Raw genomic sequence first — 18624 nt, forward strand, 5'->3', positions numbered from 1 at the left:
TAGTACGAACATCCTAAGAATGAGAAAGGTTGCTATCTATAATGAGTACTTTGAACCAAAAAGGAATTCAATCTGCAGACGTTTTTCAATCCATTGAAACGAATATGGCGATGATTCGATTCGATCGTCAACGCCGGGTCGTCGATGTGAACGATACGTTTGCGAAAGCAATGAAATATAGACGCGAGGAGATGATTGGCATGCAGCATCACTTGTTCTGCCCTTCTTCCTTTGTCAATAGTCCAGAGTATTCGGCATTTTGGGAGAAATTATGGAATGGTTTCAGTTTCTCGGATAAAGTGGAGCGTGAGAATGCAAAAGGGGAAACCATTTGGCTCGAGGCGACGTATATGCCAATTTTTGAAGGAGATGATGTCATCGGTGTCGTCAAGATCGCATCGGACATCACCGCACGGCAACAAGTGATTGAGGATTATGCGTATCGCTTTAAATCGATGACCGATGTGCTCGACGAACGGGCGAAGACAGGCATGCAAGACACGAAAGTATTGAATGAAACGATTGAAAAGCTTGCGAAAGATGCCGCGGACAACCTCCATGCCCTTCAGAACTTGCGTCGTCAAGCCGATGACATCGCGAAAATTGCCTCGTCGATCAAAGAGATTGCGGCACAAACGAATCTATTGTCCCTGAATGCTGCCATCGAAGCGGCACGAGCAGGTGAACACGGGCTTGGATTTAATGTGGTTGCGACTGAGGTCCGCAACCTCTCCCGTATGGTTGAACGTGCGGTCATCGACGTCAACTCGAACACGGAAGGGATGAACGTCGAGCTTCGGAAAATTGTAGAAGGTGTCACTGCGTCCAATCAAGAGATTCAGTTAAGTGCAAAAACGATGGAACAGACGATGGAGCAATTCCATACGTTCGAGCAGGCAGCAGCCGAGTTACATGATACTGCCGACACATTTACATCCAACCTGTGAACCGATTGACCCTACACGGGGTCAGTCGGTTTTTTTGAATTGTAACGTATGTCCGTGTCGTTTCAACCAATCTTTCGCTGTAGCGGTGTTCGGATAAATCTTTTGTAACGTTCTCCAAAAAGAAGGTGAGTGGTCGAAGTGGACGAGATGCACCCATTCATGAGCAATCACGTAATCCATCATTTCTCTCGGCGCCAGCATGAGGCGGACATTGATGGAGATAGTTCCGTTCGAACTACATGATCCCCACCGTGTCTTTTGATGACCAATCCGAATCTTTTTCGCTTTAACGCCTAAGATCTTTTCATAAATTGGTGCCCGCTCGATCGCATAGTGTAAGGCACGTTCACGAAGCCAAATCTCATACTGTTTCCAGAGTGTAGCGTCGTCCCATGCTTCCGGAACCAAAAAAGACGTGCCGTCATGCCGAAGCGTCCGCCCGCTGTCTCTTCTGACCGGGTAATGCTCTCCGTGAAGCACTAGTCCGCGATCAAGAACGCACATCTGTTGAGGAAGATTCTGCAACGTCTCACGAATCCATGTGTCATGCTCTTCTAGAATGCGGTCGACGACTCGTTTTGACAAACGTGCTGGAATACGTAGCTCGATTCCGTTTGGCGTGACATAAAATGCGGCTTTTTTTCTGCGATTGTTGCGAATGACGGTAACACGCATTGACGCGCCTCCTTTCTTATCTCGATCGAGTATAACGAAGTCGGCAAGAAACTGCCATGCTTTTTTGGCACGCAGTCGAATCAACTTTGATACAGTAAGAGGAGGAGGGATGAACATGAAATCAATTTTACAACAAGAACTGAAACGTAAAGATACGAATTCGGTGAAATGGGATGGGTTGGAACAATGGTTCCGTTTATCTGAGGATGTGTTACCGCTTTGGGTAGCGGATATCGACATCCGTACTGCGCCGTCCATCTCCGAGGCGCTCGCCGCAAAAGCCGCTCAAGGGGAATTCGGGTATACACTGTTCGCACCTGAAGCGCAGAAGGCGGTCAGTGATTGGTACGGCCGACGTCACGATTTGATTGTAGACCCGAACCATGTGTTATTCTCTAGCGGTGTTGTGCCTGCGTTGACGCATATCGTCGAGGCGTTGACTGAAGTCGGAGATGGCGTCGTCATCCAGTCACCTGTCTATCCACCATTCCACGAACTCGTTGTCGGTTCCAAGCGACAAGTGTTCGATGCCCCGTTGAAAAAAATTGACGAGCGCTACGAGATGGATTTTGTCGCACTCGAGGAAGCGATGAAACAAGCGAAACTCTTCCTACTCTGTTCCCCACATAATCCAGTTGGGCGTGTCTGGACGAGAGCGGAACTAGAAAAGGTCGTAGCACTCGCGGATCAATATGAGGTGATTGTCGTCGCTGACGAGATTCATGCAGATTTGACATTCCCGTCTCATAAACATACCGCAATCGGCACACTCGACTCGCGTGTCATCACGGTAAGTGCGCCCTCAAAAGCATTTAATATCGCCGGATTATTTGCGTCCTACATCATTTGTCCGGTCGATGAGTGGCGGAAGCAAATCACGAAAGTACAGAACAAACATCATGTGCTCCCGACACCGTTCGCGAACACGGCTATCATCGCCGCGTATACCGACAACCGCGCGGAACGTTGGCTCGACCAGTTGCGAGAAGAATTGGAGCAACAAATGAATGACGTGATCGATTCCATCGAATCAAACCTTCCGATGCTCCATACGACCCGTCCGGAAGCGAGTTATCTGCTTTGGCTCGACTTCTCGGAGTTACCGATGTCTGCCGAGGAGCGGAAGTCATGGCTTCATCACGAGGTTCGGATCTTCTTGTCACCGGGTGGTCCGTTCGGTCCTCAAGGTGAAGCGTTCGAACGGATGAATATCGGGACTCGTCGTGAACTGTTGGACGAGGCGATTCATCGGCTGAGCGCGCAAATGAAGCGAAAAGCGTTTGTGTAAAACGAGAATCGGGAAAAATTCACAATGAGATGATGAAAGAAAGTGAGTGGATGGGATGGAGACGATCAACTGGAAGAAAAAGATGGAGGAACAGTTAAGGCGTAGCGGATTCACCTTGCAAGTCGAAAACATGTCCAATATCCGCTTGACTGAGATTCATGCGAGTTCTTCTCCATTGATCTCTTATCCGCTCCGAGTCCGTTTATATGAGCGGATGGGTTGGCTCATGTGTACGGTCGATTCGCCAACGCTCGATCGGAATGAAGACCATCCGTTATTTGAACGCATGGTGACCGCCGTCTTTGAACGGATTGTGCGTCACCTTTATAACGGATACGGTTTTCATATCTTGACGTTTATCGGGGATACGGGAAATTACATCGCTCCGAAAGATTCGGAGACAGGGGAGGTCGTGCGTCTCGTCGCCCACCTTTGGAATGACCGATCGTACATTCACCTCGACACCTTTGAAGAGTATCCCGCCTTATACGTGACGCCGCCATGGGCACATCAAGCCTATGCCATCGAAAGCACAGAGGATGAGTGGGTTATCTACGCAGGGAGAGGAGGGAGGCCGTCGACCGATTATCGTGCGGACGGTGTCGAATTGAAACCTCATCGTCTATCGGATGGTGAGCTCTTCTTCCCGGTGGATCGGATTTCAAAAGAGAAAGGAACCCTCGCCCTGGCCGAATGGCTTCGACTCGAAAGGCGAGAAGTCGAGGACTTTATGATGTCCTTCATGCAGACAATCCGGAAGTTCGATCCGTCATTTGGATTCGCATGGGGTGGAACCGAAACCTTTTTTCATGGTGTACCGGTTGAACCGTACGCGCAGGTGCTCAGGCTCGAAAGTGGGAAACGTCGCTATCGCGTCATGAACAATACGGCAAAACGACTATTTGCCGCCTCGGACGACCCGAATGAGTGTCTGAAGGAAGTGAGTCGAACACTAGGGACGATCACGCTCCCTGAACGGCGTGTCTCAGCCCTCGGTCAATTGATCATGGGGATCTGGCAACAGTTTGAGACCGATGAAGAGACGTACATTCAAGAAGTCGCGTTTCGAGACATCTCCAAATTCCAAATGGAAGAAAAGATTGGACATGCTCTCGCGAATCAACAACGGATTCGCTGGATCGACAAGAATCATCCGCATCAGGATGTGATTGAATATGCTCATCTTCGTATCACGTTCCCGAAACGACCACCTGGGCTTGTTACAGTCGAACCCGCTGAATCCGGACAAGAGAGAGGTGTTTTATGAGAATCGTTGACGCACGAGCCATGCCAATCGATCATGAAGATGTGATCGCCGTTACCCCTTCCTCTGTCTACTATCGCGAGAAGATAAATCAAACGACATTCTCGCTCTATCGCTTTGACGAAGAGGACGGCGTGATCACACAATTGAATCGAAGGGAGTACGCGGATTATGGTTATCCCAAGCTTTTCGTCGATGGAGACATCGTCTACTTTATAAATGAGGTTCCAGACGGTGAAGGGGTAGTCAAGACAGAATTGATCGCCTTCTCTTACAAGTCAGACACCGAAGAAATTGTCACGACGTTTGAGAAGCGTGGGAATAGCACATTGTTCTGGGTATTGGATCATCGTTACTTCCTCTTTTTGACGGCGTTTGAATCATCGGATGATGCATGGCTTTATGACCGGGTGACCAATCAACGGGAGCGTATTCGAGATGAGCGCCTCGTCGGTAAGACGGAACGATTCCGAGAATTATATTTGTTTACGACCACATTCGCTGGTGTTCCATACATCGTCTGTAACGCAAGACTCGATGAGTTTGACTATTATAATGCACTCGATGATGGGCGCATCTCTCCTGACGACCCGATTGACCATTCCGAGGCACTATTGATTTGCCCACTTGAAGAGGCGGTCGAGGCGATATGGGATCATCGGGACGAATTGCCATTCGATGATGTCCTTCGTCTTCAAGGGGAAGGGGACACGGTTCAATATCTCGGAGAAAATGAAGGGACGCTTCGATTCTCCGCTTTTGTTGACTCGTTAAATAAGGAAGTCATCTATGATTTGACGGCTCCCGATGTCTTGCATGAAGTATCGGTCGTCGATTGGGGTGCCTATGAACCGATTGATTTCACATACGATGATATTAGTTCGACGATTTTCATCAAAGTCGATGAGACGGATATGCACTCAGAAGTCATCGACCTAGCAACCGGTGCGCGTTATATCGATGTGGAACCGTTCGAACGCGTCATCGGTCACCGCTATCTCGTCCATGAATATACGGAAGGGCTAACGAGCGGTGTCGTGATCTTCGATTTGAAATCTGAAGAACGTTTCGCATATGACAATGCCTATTTTATGGTCATCGATGATGCCATATTGATATTGTCAATGTCTAGCATATAAATATAACCACCACCCATCATATAGGTGGTGGTTATATTTGGATATATAGTTTACATAACATATTATTGTAAACCTGATACTGCGTGTTTTTTCCGTTCGTCTCCGATATGGGCATAGACTTGTGTCGTTGCTACAGATTCATGTCCGAGAAGCTGCTGAATCGTGAGCACATCGACCCCGCCCATCGCGAGACGTGAGGCGAAGGTGTGACGCAACTTATGCGGCGTCACCTGCTTATAGCTCAAGAACGGAAGGTAAGGCTTCAAACGGTCAATATGACCTTTCAACATATGTTGAACCGTTCGTACGGCGATTCGATTTCCCTTCTCATTTTGGAACACCGCACCTTCGCTCGACTCGTGGCGATATTCAGAGAGGAGCGGAAGAAGTGGCTTTGCAATTGGGATCAATCGTTCCTTGTTCCCTTTACCGATGACCCGAATCGTCCCGGTCTCGAGATTGATATCGGACCAATTGAGTCCGACAAGCTCGGATACGCGCATACCTGTTAGTCCGAGTAACTGTATGATTAAAAAATCACGTGCACGATTCAGTTCGTACCAACTCGCCTCGCGATTCGTCATGCCGACGTTGCTACGTACAAGCGTCGAGAAATCGAGCCATTCCGATTCCGTCAAATAAACGGGATTCCGTTTGCCGCGCTTCGGACGTTCCACGGTTTGAAAGGGATTCACCGTCGCTTGATTGGTCTCGATTAAGTAATTGAAGAGTGACTGTAACGTTGAAAGCTTCCGATTGATGACGCTTGGAGCGTTTTCGAGATCGAGGGCAAGATAAGTCGCATACGCTTCTGCACCGGCATGGTCAATCTCTGTGAATGATGCCAAGTCAATCGTTTCAGACTCTAACTCGGTACCGCTCACGCGCTCGACCCAACGAAAGAAATCTAAAACATCATACACATAGCGTTGGGCCGTCTGTTTGGAGTAGTGCTTTGCTGCTAAATGATGAAAAAACTGTTGGATGAATGCGGGTAGTCGGTGCAACCCGTTCAACTCGAAGCGTTTCGTCGTCGTCGGTGTCTGCCGCTGTCCAAGTTGACCGAAAATACTCATGGAATGCCCCTTTCTTCATGTGGTTCTCACTTGATTCTTTCCGTTGCGCTTCCCTTCACGAAGGAAGTCATCTGCCTCTTTTATAATCTCTTCAACCGTATCGTGACCAGTACGAACCGCAAGTCCGAATGTCATTGTGACATGAAGTCTTTCCCCCGCGTAATAGAGAGGGATTGACTCGATTTGCTGTCTCAATTGTTCGGCGATTGTAAGGAAGTTATCGCATGGACTCGAAAAGAAAATCAGGAATTCCTCGCCTCCCCATCGGACTACAATGCCGTCGACGTCGGATAGGATGCTGGCGACTTGTTGTAGCACCCGGTCCCCACAATCATGTCCGTAAGTCTCGTTAAATGATTTGAATCGATCGATGTCACCGAGGACGAGTGCGTATGGAATGCCTTCATGAGCGGCGTTGTCGATTGCTTTGGAAACCTGTTCATGCCCGACTTTTCGGTTCAATAGTCCGGTCAATCCATCCGTCGAGGCGAGAATTTGCAACCGCTCATTAGATTGTTCGAGTTCATCTGTCACTTCGACAACTGCTGACTCAAAGATAAAGGAGAGCCCTGCAATCATCATCACGGTCGATAGGATACAAAAGAGTCCGAGCGCTTGTTCTATCTGTATTGGTAAGGTCTCGATGCCGTCAGATACGTAGATGAATAGAAGGCTATAAATCAGCATCGTGATGGCCGTGGTCAAGATGCGCTGGCCTCTTGATACGCTTGGCATGAAAAAGACACCGTATGCCATCATGAGGATAAAATAATGCATGTTGATCTCCCAGCCTAGTATAACGGTCGAGATGACGGCGTTGTAAACGACTTCGATAAAAAGTCCGGCAAAGAAAATTCCGTACCACCTTTTATGTACAAAATAGAATGAAATCGTGTAGTAGAACACACTCAAGCCATTTGATAGGAATAAGAGAGTCAAATCCAGACGATAAAACAAGATGCAAAATAGGACGTGAACCAACCAGGCGACAACGTTGCCGTAAAAAGTAATACGTTCATTATATAGTGTTCCTCGACGAGTTTCATAGGTTGTTCCCATCGCACACCTCCTTTCTTTTAGTATAACGAAACAATGAACAAATTTATATAAATGTCCGAAAAACGGATTCAAAAGCGCTCTTATCTCGTGTGTATTATTGCGTGAAATAGATATTTCACGCAATGTACATGAATTGCGTGATTGTATCTCAATCGAGTGGTTAATCAACCGATTGATTTTATAGCAAAATAAACGGTAGACAATAATTTGTTATGTAAACCATATTGGTTTGTTTTGAAATTGTAATGTTGAGTCATTATACCTTATGATGAAAATAAGACTTGAAACAGGAAGGAAGGTAACGTTACACTGTAAACGTAAACCAAAGGGGGATTTTGGATGGATGATCAGCGTTTGAAGCAACTTTTGTCTGAAGCGAAGACCATCGCGGTCGTCGGTGTGTCCGACAACCCGAACAAGACGGCCAACCAGATTGCGGAGTATTTGCTTCGTGTCGGGTATACCGTCATCCCTGTCAACCCGATGCTCGAGGAGTGGAACGGCCGTAAGGCGTATCCGTCCGTCGAGAGCATCCCGGGTAGAATCGATATCGTCGACGTGTTCCGTCGCAGCGAATTTTTAGCGGGCGTCGCGGAAGATGCGGTACGACATGGGGATGTCGGGCTCGTCTTCAACCAGCTCGGTCTCTCAAGTGCTGAGGCGGAGCAAATCGTGCGTGACGCCGGGCTCGATTATATCGAGAACCGCTGCCTGTACGTGGAGCATGCTCGTCTACTCGGATAAGACCTACCTCCTTGGTAGGTCTCCTTTTTTTCAGCGATGGCTGACAAGGGAGGCTTGCCAGAATCGATGAACAGCTATACAATAGGAAAGAAAAACGAACGTGTGTTCGAAATTGAGGTGACTGCTATGTCAACAGATCTATTTAATTACAATGAAGACGCCATCCAGGTGCTCGAAGGACTCACGGCCGTGCGGAAACGACCGGGGATGTACATCGGGTCAACCGACCATCGCGGACTTCACCATCTCGTCTATGAGATCGTCGACAACGCGATCGATGAGGCGCTCGCCGGGTTCGGCGGTCAAATCGATGTGACGATTCATAAGGACGATGCCATCACGGTCCGTGACCACGGCCGCGGGATGCCGACAGGAATGCACGCCTCTGGAAAGCCTACCCCAGAAGTCATTTTTACGGTCCTTCACGCTGGAGGAAAGTTCGGACAAGGCGGATACAAGACGTCTGGTGGACTCCACGGCGTCGGTGCTTCGGTCGTCAACGCCCTATCAAGCAAGGTCGTCGTGACGATTTATCGTGACGGAAAAGTGTTCGAACAGACCTTTGCAGACGGCGGTGTGCCTCAAACGACACTGATTGAGACAGGCAAGACACGCCAAACCGGCACGAGTGTCTATTTCAAACCGGATGCGACCATCTTCTCAACGACGACGTATAACTATGACACGCTCGCCGAACGCCTCCGTGAATCGGCTTTCCTCTTAAAAGGATTGACGATCACGCTCACTGATGAGCGTACGGAGAAGCAAGAGACGTTCCATTACGAGGAAGGGATTGCCGAGTTCGTCCAATACTTGAACGACGATAAGGCGACACTCCACCCAATCGTCTATTTCGAAGGGGTCGAGAATGAGATCGAGATCGAACTCGCGTTTCAGTTCACGGACGCCTATTCCGAAAATGTGCTCTCGTTCGTCAACAACGTCCGGACACGCGATGGTGGAACGCACGAGGTCGGTGCCAAGACGGCGATGACCCGAATCATGAACGAATATGCACGGAAGAACGGTTTACTCAAAGAGAAAGATAAAAATCTCGACGGCGGCGACGTCCGTGAGGGACTCACGCTCATCGTGTCGGTCCGGATCCCGGAGGAATTCCTCCAGTTCGAAGGGCAGACGAAGTCGAAACTCGGGTCACCGGAGGCACGTGCGAGCGCTGACAGCGTCATGGCGAAACAGTTGACGATCTTCTTAGAAGAGAACCCTCAGATGGCAACGATGCTCATCAAGAAGGCGATTCGTGCGGCACAGGCTCGCGAGGCGGCCCGCAAGGCACGGGAAGAGGCCCGTAACGGGAAGAAAAAGAAACGCTCGAGCATCTTGAACGGAAAATTGACGCCTGCGACGTCAAAGAATGCTGCTAAGAACGAGCTCTTTCTCGTCGAGGGTGACTCGGCCGGTGGTTCAGCCAAACAAGGGCGGGACCGTACGTTCCAAGCTATCCTCCCACTACGCGGGAAGGTCATCAACTCGGAGAAGTCGAAACTCCAGGACATCATGAAAAACGAAGAGATCAACACGATCATCCATGCGATCGGCGCCGGGGTCGGTCACGATTTTGATTTGGACGACTGTAACTTCGACAAGGTCATCATCATGACGGATGCCGATACGGACGGTGCACACATCCAGGTGCTCCTCCTCACGTTCTTCTTCCGTTATATGCGACCGCTCGTCGAGGCGGGCCGCGTGTTCGTTGCCTTGCCACCGCTCTATCGCATCTCAAAAGGGAAAGGCAAGTCCGAACAGTTCGACTATGCCTGGGACGAAGAGGCACTCGAGAAGCTCGTCAAAGTGTATAAGAAAGGCTATATCCTCCAACGCTACAAAGGTCTTGGCGAGATGAACGCGGACCAGTTATGGGAGACGACGATGAACCCGGACACTCGTACACTCATCCGTGTCACAGTCGACGATGCGGCCGTTGCGGATAAGCGTGTGTCTGTCCTGATGGGCGACAATGTCACGCACCGTCGTGAATGGATTGAGGAGAACGTCGCCTTCGGACTCCAGGAAGATGATTCGATCATCGCCAATGAACATGTGACTAAAGCGATTGAGGAAGTGATGTAACAATGTCGACGATTCAACACATTTTAAACCTATCTCTCGAACAGGTCGTTGGAGACCGGTTCGGGCGTTACTCAAAATATATCATCCAAGACCGCGCCTTACCGGACGCACGTGACGGACTCAAGCCTGTACAGCGCCGGATTCTATATGCGATGCACCACGAGGGGAATACGAACGATAAGCCCTATCGGAAGTCCGCCAAGACGGTCGGGAACGTCATCGGGAACTATCACCCGCACGGTGATTCGTCCGTCTATGAGGCGATGGTACGTCTCTCGCAAGATTGGAAACTCCGGTATCCGCTCATCGATATGCATGGGAACAACGGGTCGATGGACGGTGACCCAGCAGCGGCCATGCGTTATACGGAAGCCCGTCTCTCGAAGATTGCCGGTGTCATGCTGACGTCGATTGCGAAAAATACGGTCGATTATACACCGAACTTTGATGATTCTACGGAAGAACCGCTCGTCTTGCCGTCGCTCCTTCCGAACCTTCTCATGAACGGAACGACAGGGATTTCGGCCGGTTATGCGACGGAAATCCCACCGCATAACTTGACAGAAGTCCTCAACCTCGCCATCGCACGCTTGAAGGGCCAGGTCGATACGGCGAAAGACGCACTCGAGTACGTCACGGGTCCTGATTTTCCTACTGGTGGGACAGTCATGGGCAAAGACGGTATCTTAAAGGCGTTCGAGACCGGTAAAGGGAAGGTCATCATCCGGGCGAAGTCCGAGATTGAGCAATTAAAAGGTGGCCGTGAACAGATCACGATCACAGAACTTCCGTATGAAGTGAATAAGGCGAATCTCGTCAAAAAGATGGAAGAGCTCCGTCTCGATAAAAAAGTCGAAGGTGTCGCGGAAGTCCGTGATGAGACGGATCGGACGGGTCTTCGAGTCGTCATCGAATTGAAGAAAGAAGCGGACGCGGAAGGTGTCCTTCACTTCTTCTTGAAGCATACGGACCTGCAGCTCGCCTATAACTACAATATGGTCTCCATCGTGAACCGGACGCCGAAACAGATGGGCATCATCCCGATCATTGACGCCTATTTGAAACACGTCGAAGAGGTCGTGACACGCCGGACGATGTTCGAGCTCGAACAGGCGAAGAAACGTGCCGAAATCGTCGACGCCTTGGAACAAGCCATCTCGGTCCTCGATGAGACGCTCGAATTGATTCGTTCCGCAAAAGATAAAGCGGACGCGAAGAAGAAACTGATGGAGCGGTTCTCATTCACGGAACGACAGGCCGAAGCCGTCGTCATGCTCCAGTTGTATCGACTCACGAATACGGATATCGTCGAGTTGCAAAAAGAAGCAAAGGCGCTCCAAAAAGAGATTGCCCGCCTCTCGAACATCCTCGACGTGGATGCGACAAAACGGAAGTTGATCGTGAAAGAACTTACGGCATTGCGTGACGAGTTTGGCGATGACCGTCGCTCGGTGATCGAATCGGAAGTCGAAGAATTGAAACTGAAGACGGAAGTTATGATTGCTGTCGAAGAGACGATGGTATTCGTCAGCCGTGACGGGTACGTCAAACGTGCCTCGATGCGTTCGTATGGCGCGTCGAGTGACGTTTTACCGGAGATGAAAGAGAAGGATCGTCCGCTTCTCACGACACAAGCCATGACGACGGACCACTTGCTCGTTTGGACGAACAAGGGCAGCTACCTCCTCATCCCGATCCATCAGATTCCAGAATCGAAGTGGAAGGATGCCGGACAACACGTCGCCAACCTCGTCCCGATTGAAGGGGAACAGGTCATCTCGGCAGACGTCGTCTCGACGTTCGATACGGACGCCCATTGCCTCTTCGTGACGAAAGACGGGATGGTCAAACGTACACCGTTACGTGACTACGACGCGCAGCGGAAATCGAAACCACTCATGGCCTTGAAGCTGAAAGGTGACGACGAGGTCGTTTTCGCCGGAATCAGTGACGGTCCAGGGCAGTTGTTCCTCGTCTCAGAGCGTGGATACGGTCTCTGGTTCAAAGAGGATGATGTCCCTGTCGTCGGACAGCGGGCAGCCGGTGTGAAGGCGATGAACCTGAAAGACGGTGACCTCGTCGCCGATGCCTTCTCCTTCTTCATGCCACCGTTATTCGTTCTCGTGACGCAACGGGGAGCGGTCAAGAAGATGAAGCTCGAGGACCAGTTCGACTGTACGAACCGCAACCTTCGGGGGACGATGCTCATTCGTGAGGTCAAATCAAAACCGCACCAAATCCGTCGTGTGCTTCCGGTGCATGGGGATGAGACGCTTCATATCGTCGGAAAAGAAAAAGCAAAACAAGTAAAGACAAAAACCCTTACGCTACTCGATCGCTATGCCAACGGCTCGTTCGTCTTTGACGAAGACTCGTTCGGTGAAATCGAGGACGTGTATCTCGATTAATCAAAAGACCTGTGATTTGGCTGACTCGCCGTTCACAGGTCTTTTTGTCGTAGCCATGTCTCTAGATCGTGTTGTTGTCGTCGATGGTGCCGCGTGTGCATCTCGATGAGGTTGAACCATTCTCTCGCATTCAGCCAGCCGAACCCACCGTGAAGCGTCTTTCGATTGTCATCTGCATCGTTCAAACGGGATTCCAACGTATCCATCTTTGAGATTAAGATGGTCATGCGTTCTCGCAATCGATCTTTCGAGTCAGTATTGTTCGGTGGTTGATTCATCTCAGGTGGGAGCTCGATTTTTATCGGTGGAAAGTCTCCCCGTTCGAAGAACTTTTCTCCAAAAGACGTCTTCTCTCCACCGAGTTCACCCTCACCACGTAGGCAGCGGTCGGCCTCTTCTAAATACTCCTCTGCGACCAAAATGAGATGGTCAAACATTTGTCCAATGGACCAGATGCTCGGGGCATGCTTGTATCGCAAGTCGGACATGGTATAACGTGCGAGATCTTTTCTGAATCTGATTAATTCATAGCGTATCCTCAACATCTCACCTCCATTTTCTTTTAGTATACGTGATTGAAAACTGATGTCAGAGAATGTGAGTTATGAAAAGGAAGAATGCATCAATTTGCCGAAAAAGATATGTAGGACAAAAGATAGGGGGATCTATATGTCTCAATGGCTGACGTGGGCGAAACGGATTCAGGCGCTTTCTCAGGCCGGTCTGACGTTCACGCGTGATCAATATGACCGAGAACGGTACGAAGAGTTACAAGAAATCGTAAGAGAGATGTATGAACGGCACTCGGACTTATCGAACGAGGCCATCTTACAACTCGTTCATGTGGACGGTTATCCGACTCCGAAACTTGATGTGCGAGGCGTCATCTTCAAAGATGACCGAATCCTGCTCGTGAAGGAGCGATCAGATGGTTTGTGGACCTTACCCGGCGGTTTCTGTGAAGTGAATCGCTCTCCTGCCTCGAATATCATCAAAGAAGTAGAGGAAGAGGCTGGCCTGGATGTGATTCCAGTACGGTTGCTCGCCTTGTTCGATATGCATGAACATCCACACCCACCTCTCTCGGAGCATTATTACAAACTTTTCATCGAGTGTGCACTGATTGGTGACGAGGAGGGGAGCGCCGGCGTGGAGACGAGTGACGTCGGTTTCTTTGAACGAGACGATTTACCTGAGCTCTCCCTTGCCCGAAATACGATCGAACAGATTCATATGTGCTTTGACGCGCATTGGCAAGAAGAAGACTGGACCACTTTATTCGACTAGGAGGCTCAATGATGCAAGTAAGACGATATGGACATATCCATCAACTGACCTTTTACGCTCCCGTACTGCCAATCAACGTTCAACTGTTTGAGCATGAGCTCGGACTCGTCTTGATCGACACGGCGCTGGAGCGGAACGCGACCGATATCCTATCGTATATCGCCGAGCTAGACAAGCCACTCCTCGCGATATTGTTAACGCATGCTCATGGGGATCATGTCGGTGGGGTGGACACCATCAAAGCAGAGCATCCGCTCGCTGAACTCTTCATCTCCCGACGTGATGCCCGCCTCTTATCGGGAGATCGGTCGCTAGAGGAAGAAGAGCAGAACAAGATTCGTGGTTCTTTGCCGACGATTCGTTCTACACCGGATGCGGTACTAGATATTGGTGAGCGGTTATTCGGTTTACGTGTCCTCGATGCAGCGGGTCATACACCAGGGTCAATTGCGTACTATGACGAGGTAAATCGGGTATTATTTGCAGGTGACGCTTTTCAAACTCAGGGAGGGGCAGCGGTAGCGGGAGATGTTCGGCCGTTATTCCCATTACCAGGACTCGCGACATGGAATCGGTCCGTTGCCGTCGAGAGTGCGGAGCGGCTAGTGGACTTGTCACCACTCCTTACTTTCGTAGGGCACGGTCCGCCACTCAAAGGGACACACCGGCTCTATTTGGCGTTGAAACGGGCGAAACGGAAGCAGGCGAGAAAGTTTATCCGTTAACGGGAGGGTTGCACCATGCAGCTGAAAGAAGTTGCCATTCATCAATTTGAGCAAGCCCAACAGATGCTCGAGATTCAACGTAACGCTTATGCGGTCGAAGCGGAACTGCTCGGGTTTGACGAAATCCCAGCGCGCTATGAGACGATTGATGTCATTCAAAACTTACCAGGCACGAGTTATGGCTTATATATCGAGGAGCGGTTGATTGGGTTTGTCACGGTGGAAGCATCTGAGAAAACTGTTGAAATCACGAAACTATGTATCGACCCGACATACTTTCGGGCGAGACTGGCGACGACGTTACTCGAACACATATTGAGCATTCACAAAGGAAAGTTGATTTACGTGCATACGGGCAAGCATAACGGACCGGCGAAGCGTCTGTATACGAAACTTGGATTTGAACCGAGTGCCGAATTCGAACCAGAACATGGCGTCACATTGATCCGGTATACGCATACGTCTTAAATTCAAATCTCATCTCACTATCATAAGTATACTAAGATAATGAGATGAGATATTATTTTTACTGATAATATATGTTATGTAAACTAATAAAAAATAGAGCAATTTTTACTCTATTTTAAAGCTCCCTATTCCTTAAAAATCTTGTACCAATACAAGGTCAACTCGATTTGTGGATTCGCGTATTGTTTGATCGTGTCGACGCCTCCGAGTTGAAATCCCTCTTTTCTATAAATGCGACATGCAATCAAGTTATCGTTCTGCGCTTCAAGCGATAAGCCGATCAGCTGTTTTTCTTTTGCCCACTGTTCGGCTGTTTCAAGCAACAGTTTTCCGATTCCACGCTTACGATGTGTTTGACGGACCGCGATATTTTCAATGTATGCAAATCGATTCCAATCCTTCACGAGTCGGATTTGTCCGACACATTCATCTGCATCCATCGCTAAAAACAGGATGCGACTGTCATGTTCGATATATTGTTTCCAGTCTAATCGATCGTCCGGAAATGTTATCTCTCTGACTTCTTCATCTAATTCTTCGACATATGTCCATTTTCCATCCATATAACTTGGCATGATTCGTCCGATGATCGGAAAAGGATCATTTGCATCGTTTACAATATGAATATGCGCCTCATCTAAGGCAATGATTTGAATCAAACTCATACGCTCTGCCTCCTCAATATCAATTCTGTCTCACTTAATTTTTACTTCTGTATCATTCGTGTGAATTTAGCATTCATAGGAATGATAACGCTTTATGAATAAACGTTTCAAATTTTAATTTCACCTGTTTAATACATGCTTCACAGTTGCTAGACCGCTGAAGTCATGCTATTTTTAGACAGATGAACCATCTAAGGAGGAATTCTTGTGAAACGAACGACTAAAGGTTTGGCAGCAACTTTATTTTTAGCAATCCCACTTGCTGCTTGTGGTGATGATAGCACGGATCAAGCAGATACGACACGCTGGGAAGAGATTCAAGAAGAAGGCACATTGACGGTCGGTACGGCCGGTACCCTCTACCCCGCTTCTTTCCGTGAAGAAGAGAGTGACACGTTGACAGGATTTGATGTCGAACTCATGAAAGAAGTCGCCAAGCGTCTTGACCTCGAGATCGAATTCAAAGAAACGGCATTTGACAACATGTTGACGAGTGTACAGAACGGTCAAATCGACGTGGCAGCGAATGATATCTCGGTAACAGAAGACCGTAAAGAGAAGTTTGCCTTCTCAAAACCGTATAAATACACGTACGGGACGGCCATCGTTCGCAAGAGCGACCTCTCTGGAATCGAATCACTCGAGGATTTGAAAGGTAAGAAAGCCGCTGGTGAGGCGACGACTGTCTTCATGGACGTGGCTCGACAATATGGTGCAGAAGAAGTCATCTATGACAACGCGACGAACGATCAGTACTTGCGCGACGTTTCAACAGGACGGACCGATGTCATCTTGAATGACTATTACCTTCAGACGTTGGCCCTTGCCTTCTTCCCTGAGTTTGATATCACGATTCACCCCGATATCGCCTATAACCCACAAGAAGTCGCTTTCTTGATGGACAAAGAAAATGACGAGCTCCAGGAGAATATCGACCGTGTACTAGATGAGATGCTTGAAGATGGTACGGTCAAGAAACTATCTGAGCAATTCTACAATGGCGCGGATGTTTCGGTAGAACCAGACGTAGACGCAACAATCGTCGAAACGAAGTAATGACGGCATGACGTTCTCAGATATTAAATGGGACGCCATCTTTGACGTAGACCTGGCGATTCAATCATTTCCTTATCTATTGGGTGGATTACCGAATACGCTTTGGATTTCGTTCGTCAGTATGTTTTTTGGTCTCTTGCTCGGTCTTTTGTTGGCGCTCGGGAAGTTGTCTCCGACACGACTCCTTCGATACCCGTCAACTTTCTATATCTCGTTCATGCGTGGCGTACCCATCTTGATCATTCTGTTCATCCTCTATTCGGGATTCCCGTTCATCGGGATCGAGTTCGCCGCTTTGACGGCAGCCATTCTCGGATTCAGTTTGAATTCCGCCGCCTATATCGCTGAGATCATCCGCTCCTCGATTCGTGCGGTCGATGACGGACAGGTGGAGGCGGCTCGTTCACTCGGGATGGGGAAATGGCTGACATTGAAGGGGGTCGTCTTACCGCAGGCGACACGGATCGCCCTTCCGCCGCTCTCGAACGTTTTTCTCGATTTGATTAAAGCCAGTTCGCTCGCCGCGATGATCACGGTACCTGAGATCTTCAACAAGGCCAAGATCGTCGGTGGTCGGGAGTTCGACTACATGACAGTGTATATCGTCGTGGCTTTGATCTACTGGGCAATCTGTACGTTCATGTCCTTCTTCCAAGAATGGCTCGAACGTCATTTTGAACGATATTTAGATACTCCGAAACGTTGACTGACTGGCTTATGCCGGTCGGTCTTTTTTAGTGAAATGGATTTTTGATACATCTCCTGAACCGATTATGCTATGATTTTCTTAATTATCAGAAAAATATAGGGGGATTTTGAATGAACCATCCATGGGTTTCACATTTGAATGATCAAGTCATTGGTCAATCGAAAGCCATCAAGCTCGCTTCGATCGCATTACTATCAGGAGGTCACGTTTTACTCGAGGACCGTCCCGGTACGGGGAAGACTACACTCGCCCGTAGTTTAGCAAGCTCCATCTCGGCGACATTCCAGCGTGTACAATGTACTCCGGATACATTGCCGAGTGACATATTAGGAATGGAGTTGTTCAATCCGACGACCGGGGCGTTCGAACGCCGGACGGGTCCGATTTTCACGTCGATTCTACTTGTCGATGAGATCAACCGGACGACACCACGTACACAATCCGCGTTGCTCGAGGCGATGCAGGAACGTCAAGTGACACTCGGGGAAGTGTCGCTCAAGTTACCGGAGCCATTCTTTATGATTGCTACACAAAACCCGTTCGACGGGCAAGGGACGTTCCCGCTCCCGCAGGCTCAATTGGACCGTTTCTTATTCAAATTGACACTTGCTCCCCTCTCACGAGATTCCGAACGACGACTGATTCGCAATGAGCATCTCGCTTCAGAATCCTTCTCTCTGCAACAGGACGAATTGTTGAAGATGCAGCAAGAGGTACGAGATGTCCGATTCCACGAGGCGATGGAAGATTACTTGCTGGATTTGATGGAATCGCTCCGTCACCATCGCGACATCGAGGTCGGACCAAGTCCACGAGCGACGCTCGCATATACGATGGCGGCTCGGGCTCATGCCTATATGGAAGGACGGGACTATGTCTCACCGGAGGATATTCGGGCACTCGCGCTTCCGATTTTAGGGCATCGAATCGTCTTGACGGTTGAAGCGTCGCTGAAGACGAAGCCGTCAAAGTTGATCAAATCTGTACTCGAGACCATCCCGGTCCCCTCAGAGGTGTAAG

General features: G+C 49.2%; 18 protein-coding genes. 13 read left to right on the top strand and 5 right to left on the bottom strand.

Annotated elements, in window-relative coordinates; translation table 11 throughout:
- Positions 1–41: 41 nt before the first annotated feature.
- Positions 42–947, top strand: a complete 906-nt coding sequence (locus KNO69_RS15395; RefSeq protein ID WP_214816837.1) for a methyl-accepting chemotaxis protein — start codon at positions 42–44, stop codon at positions 945–947.
- Between the two features lie 21 nt (positions 948–968).
- On the opposite strand, the gene KNO69_RS06445 is transcribed toward KNO69_RS15395, so the two are convergent.
- A complete protein-coding gene (locus KNO69_RS06445) occupies positions 969–1622 on the bottom strand; it encodes a M48 family metallopeptidase (protein ID WP_214816840.1) in 654 nt (217 codons plus the stop codon).
- 115 nt (positions 1623–1737) lie between these two features.
- On the opposite strand from KNO69_RS06445, the gene KNO69_RS06450 reads away from it, so the two are divergent.
- Genes KNO69_RS06450 through KNO69_RS06460 form a run of 3 tightly spaced genes read left to right on the top strand, consistent with a single transcriptional unit; the run spans position 1738 to position 5313 of the window.
- Positions 1738–2910, top strand: coding sequence for a MalY/PatB family protein (locus tag KNO69_RS06450; RefSeq protein WP_214816843.1), 1173 nt, complete (start codon positions 1738–1740; stop codon positions 2908–2910).
- A 55-nt stretch (positions 2911–2965) separates the two neighbouring features.
- Positions 2966–4177 (top strand): hypothetical protein, encoded by a 1212-nt coding sequence (locus tag KNO69_RS06455; protein ID WP_214816846.1) that lies wholly within the window; start codon positions 2966–2968, stop codon positions 4175–4177.
- On the top strand, positions 4174–5313 hold the full coding sequence (locus tag KNO69_RS06460) for a hypothetical protein (RefSeq protein WP_214816849.1): 1140 nt from the start codon (positions 4174–4176) through the stop codon (positions 5311–5313). Before KNO69_RS06455 ends, KNO69_RS06460 begins: the two co-directional genes overlap by 4 nt.
- Positions 5314–5375: 62 nt before the next feature.
- On the opposite strand, the gene KNO69_RS06465 is transcribed toward KNO69_RS06460, so the two are convergent.
- Together KNO69_RS06465 and KNO69_RS06470 are read right to left on the bottom strand one after the other, a co-directional pair.
- The gene (locus tag KNO69_RS06465) at positions 5376–6389 is read right to left on the bottom strand and encodes a tyrosine-type recombinase/integrase (RefSeq protein ID WP_214816852.1); all 1014 of its coding nucleotides are present in this window, start codon (positions 6387–6389) and stop codon (positions 5376–5378) included.
- A 15-nt stretch (positions 6390–6404) separates the two neighbouring features.
- Positions 6405–7448 (bottom strand): GGDEF domain-containing protein, encoded by a 1044-nt coding sequence (locus tag KNO69_RS06470; RefSeq protein ID WP_214816855.1) that lies wholly within the window; start codon positions 7446–7448, stop codon positions 6405–6407.
- A 339-nt stretch (positions 7449–7787) separates the two neighbouring features.
- Between KNO69_RS06470 and KNO69_RS06475 the strand changes: the two genes are divergently transcribed.
- The 3 genes from KNO69_RS06475 to parC all read left to right on the top strand — a co-directional run bounded on the left by KNO69_RS06475 (position 7788) and on the right by parC (position 12694).
- Positions 7788–8192 (top strand): CoA-binding protein, encoded by a 405-nt coding sequence (locus KNO69_RS06475; protein ID WP_074037001.1) that lies wholly within the window; start codon positions 7788–7790, stop codon positions 8190–8192.
- Between the two features lie 126 nt (positions 8193–8318).
- Complete coding sequence (gene parE / locus KNO69_RS06480; RefSeq protein WP_074037925.1) at positions 8319–10286, top strand: DNA topoisomerase IV subunit B; 1968 nt, start codon at positions 8319–8321, stop codon at positions 10284–10286.
- Between the two features lie 2 nt (positions 10287–10288).
- On the top strand, positions 10289–12694 hold the full coding sequence (gene parC, locus KNO69_RS06485) for a DNA topoisomerase IV subunit A (RefSeq protein WP_214816859.1): 2406 nt from the start codon (positions 10289–10291) through the stop codon (positions 12692–12694).
- A gap of 32 nt (positions 12695–12726) precedes the next feature.
- Here the strand turns inward: parC and KNO69_RS06490 are convergent, their stop codons facing one another.
- Positions 12727–13239: a DinB family protein gene (locus KNO69_RS06490; protein WP_214816862.1), complete on the bottom strand. Its 513-nt coding sequence runs from the start codon at positions 13237–13239 to the stop codon at positions 12727–12729.
- Between the two features lie 124 nt (positions 13240–13363).
- Here KNO69_RS06490 and KNO69_RS06495 point away from each other — a divergent pair, with 124 nt between their 5' ends.
- From KNO69_RS06495 to KNO69_RS06505, 3 genes are read left to right on the top strand one after another with little or no spacing between them, the layout of a single operon-like run.
- Positions 13364–13981, top strand: a complete 618-nt coding sequence (locus KNO69_RS06495; protein ID WP_214816865.1) for an NUDIX hydrolase — start codon at positions 13364–13366, stop codon at positions 13979–13981.
- Between the two features lie 11 nt (positions 13982–13992).
- A complete protein-coding gene (locus tag KNO69_RS06500; RefSeq protein ID WP_214684260.1) occupies positions 13993–14706 on the top strand; it encodes an MBL fold metallo-hydrolase in 714 nt (237 codons plus the stop codon).
- Positions 14707–14721: 15 nt separating this feature from the next.
- The gene (locus KNO69_RS06505; RefSeq protein WP_012726325.1) at positions 14722–15174 is read left to right on the top strand and encodes a GNAT family N-acetyltransferase; all 453 of its coding nucleotides are present in this window, start codon (positions 14722–14724) and stop codon (positions 15172–15174) included.
- 125 nt (positions 15175–15299) lie between these two features.
- On the opposite strand, the gene KNO69_RS06510 is transcribed toward KNO69_RS06505, so the two are convergent.
- Positions 15300–15839: a GNAT family N-acetyltransferase gene (locus KNO69_RS06510; RefSeq protein ID WP_214816868.1), complete on the bottom strand. Its 540-nt coding sequence runs from the start codon at positions 15837–15839 to the stop codon at positions 15300–15302.
- A 207-nt stretch (positions 15840–16046) separates the two neighbouring features.
- Here KNO69_RS06510 and KNO69_RS06515 point away from each other — a divergent pair, with 207 nt between their 5' ends.
- The 3 genes from KNO69_RS06515 to KNO69_RS06525 all read left to right on the top strand — a co-directional run bounded on the left by KNO69_RS06515 (position 16047) and on the right by KNO69_RS06525 (position 18623).
- Positions 16047–16895 carry a transporter substrate-binding domain-containing protein gene (locus KNO69_RS06515; RefSeq protein WP_214816870.1) on the top strand — a complete coding sequence of 283 codons (849 nt, stop codon included), beginning with the start codon at positions 16047–16049 and terminating at the stop codon, positions 16893–16895.
- A 7-nt stretch (positions 16896–16902) separates the two neighbouring features.
- Positions 16903–17601 carry an amino acid ABC transporter permease gene (locus KNO69_RS06520; protein ID WP_031423690.1) on the top strand — a complete coding sequence of 233 codons (699 nt, stop codon included), beginning with the start codon at positions 16903–16905 and terminating at the stop codon, positions 17599–17601.
- Positions 17602–17714: 113 nt separating this feature from the next.
- On the top strand, positions 17715–18623 hold the full coding sequence (locus tag KNO69_RS06525) for an AAA family ATPase (protein ID WP_012726321.1): 909 nt from the start codon (positions 17715–17717) through the stop codon (positions 18621–18623).
- Position 18624 lies beyond the last annotated feature (1 nt).

The sequence above is a fragment of the Exiguobacterium sp. s131 genome, from assembly GCF_018617345.1.
Classification (GTDB): Bacteria; Bacillota; Bacilli; order Exiguobacteriales; family Exiguobacteriaceae; genus Exiguobacterium; species Exiguobacterium profundum.

What these genes read in the sequence shown, in the direction of transcription:
- KNO69_RS15395 (WP_214816837.1), top strand. Translation starts at nt 42, where the DNA reads ATGAGTACTTTGAACCAAAAAGGAATTCAATCTGCAGACGTTTTTCAA.
- KNO69_RS06445 (WP_214816840.1), bottom strand. Translation starts at nt 1,622, where the DNA reads ATGCGTGTTACCGTCATTCGCAACAATCGCAGAAAAAAAGCCGCATTT.
- KNO69_RS06450 (WP_214816843.1), top strand. Translation starts at nt 1,738, where the DNA reads ATGAAATCAATTTTACAACAAGAACTGAAACGTAAAGATACGAATTCG.
- KNO69_RS06455 (WP_214816846.1), top strand. Translation starts at nt 2,966, where the DNA reads ATGGAGACGATCAACTGGAAGAAAAAGATGGAGGAACAGTTAAGGCGT.
- KNO69_RS06460 (WP_214816849.1), top strand. Translation starts at nt 4,174, where the DNA reads ATGAGAATCGTTGACGCACGAGCCATGCCAATCGATCATGAAGATGTG.
- KNO69_RS06465 (WP_214816852.1), bottom strand. Translation starts at nt 6,389, where the DNA reads ATGAGTATTTTCGGTCAACTTGGACAGCGGCAGACACCGACGACGACG.
- KNO69_RS06470 (WP_214816855.1), bottom strand. Translation starts at nt 7,448, where the DNA reads ATGGGAACAACCTATGAAACTCGTCGAGGAACACTATATAATGAACGT.
- KNO69_RS06475 (WP_074037001.1), top strand. Translation starts at nt 7,788, where the DNA reads ATGGATGATCAGCGTTTGAAGCAACTTTTGTCTGAAGCGAAGACCATC.
- parE (WP_074037925.1), top strand. Translation starts at nt 8,319, where the DNA reads ATGTCAACAGATCTATTTAATTACAATGAAGACGCCATCCAGGTGCTC.
- parC (WP_214816859.1), top strand. Translation starts at nt 10,289, where the DNA reads ATGTCGACGATTCAACACATTTTAAACCTATCTCTCGAACAGGTCGTT.
- KNO69_RS06490 (WP_214816862.1), bottom strand. Translation starts at nt 13,239, where the DNA reads ATGTTGAGGATACGCTATGAATTAATCAGATTCAGAAAAGATCTCGCA.
- KNO69_RS06495 (WP_214816865.1), top strand. Translation starts at nt 13,364, where the DNA reads ATGTCTCAATGGCTGACGTGGGCGAAACGGATTCAGGCGCTTTCTCAG.
- KNO69_RS06500 (WP_214684260.1), top strand. Translation starts at nt 13,993, where the DNA reads ATGCAAGTAAGACGATATGGACATATCCATCAACTGACCTTTTACGCT.
- KNO69_RS06505 (WP_012726325.1), top strand. Translation starts at nt 14,722, where the DNA reads ATGCAGCTGAAAGAAGTTGCCATTCATCAATTTGAGCAAGCCCAACAG.
- KNO69_RS06510 (WP_214816868.1), bottom strand. Translation starts at nt 15,839, where the DNA reads ATGAGTTTGATTCAAATCATTGCCTTAGATGAGGCGCATATTCATATT.
- KNO69_RS06520 (WP_031423690.1), top strand. Translation starts at nt 16,903, where the DNA reads ATGACGTTCTCAGATATTAAATGGGACGCCATCTTTGACGTAGACCTG.
- KNO69_RS06525 (WP_012726321.1), top strand. Translation starts at nt 17,715, where the DNA reads ATGAACCATCCATGGGTTTCACATTTGAATGATCAAGTCATTGGTCAA.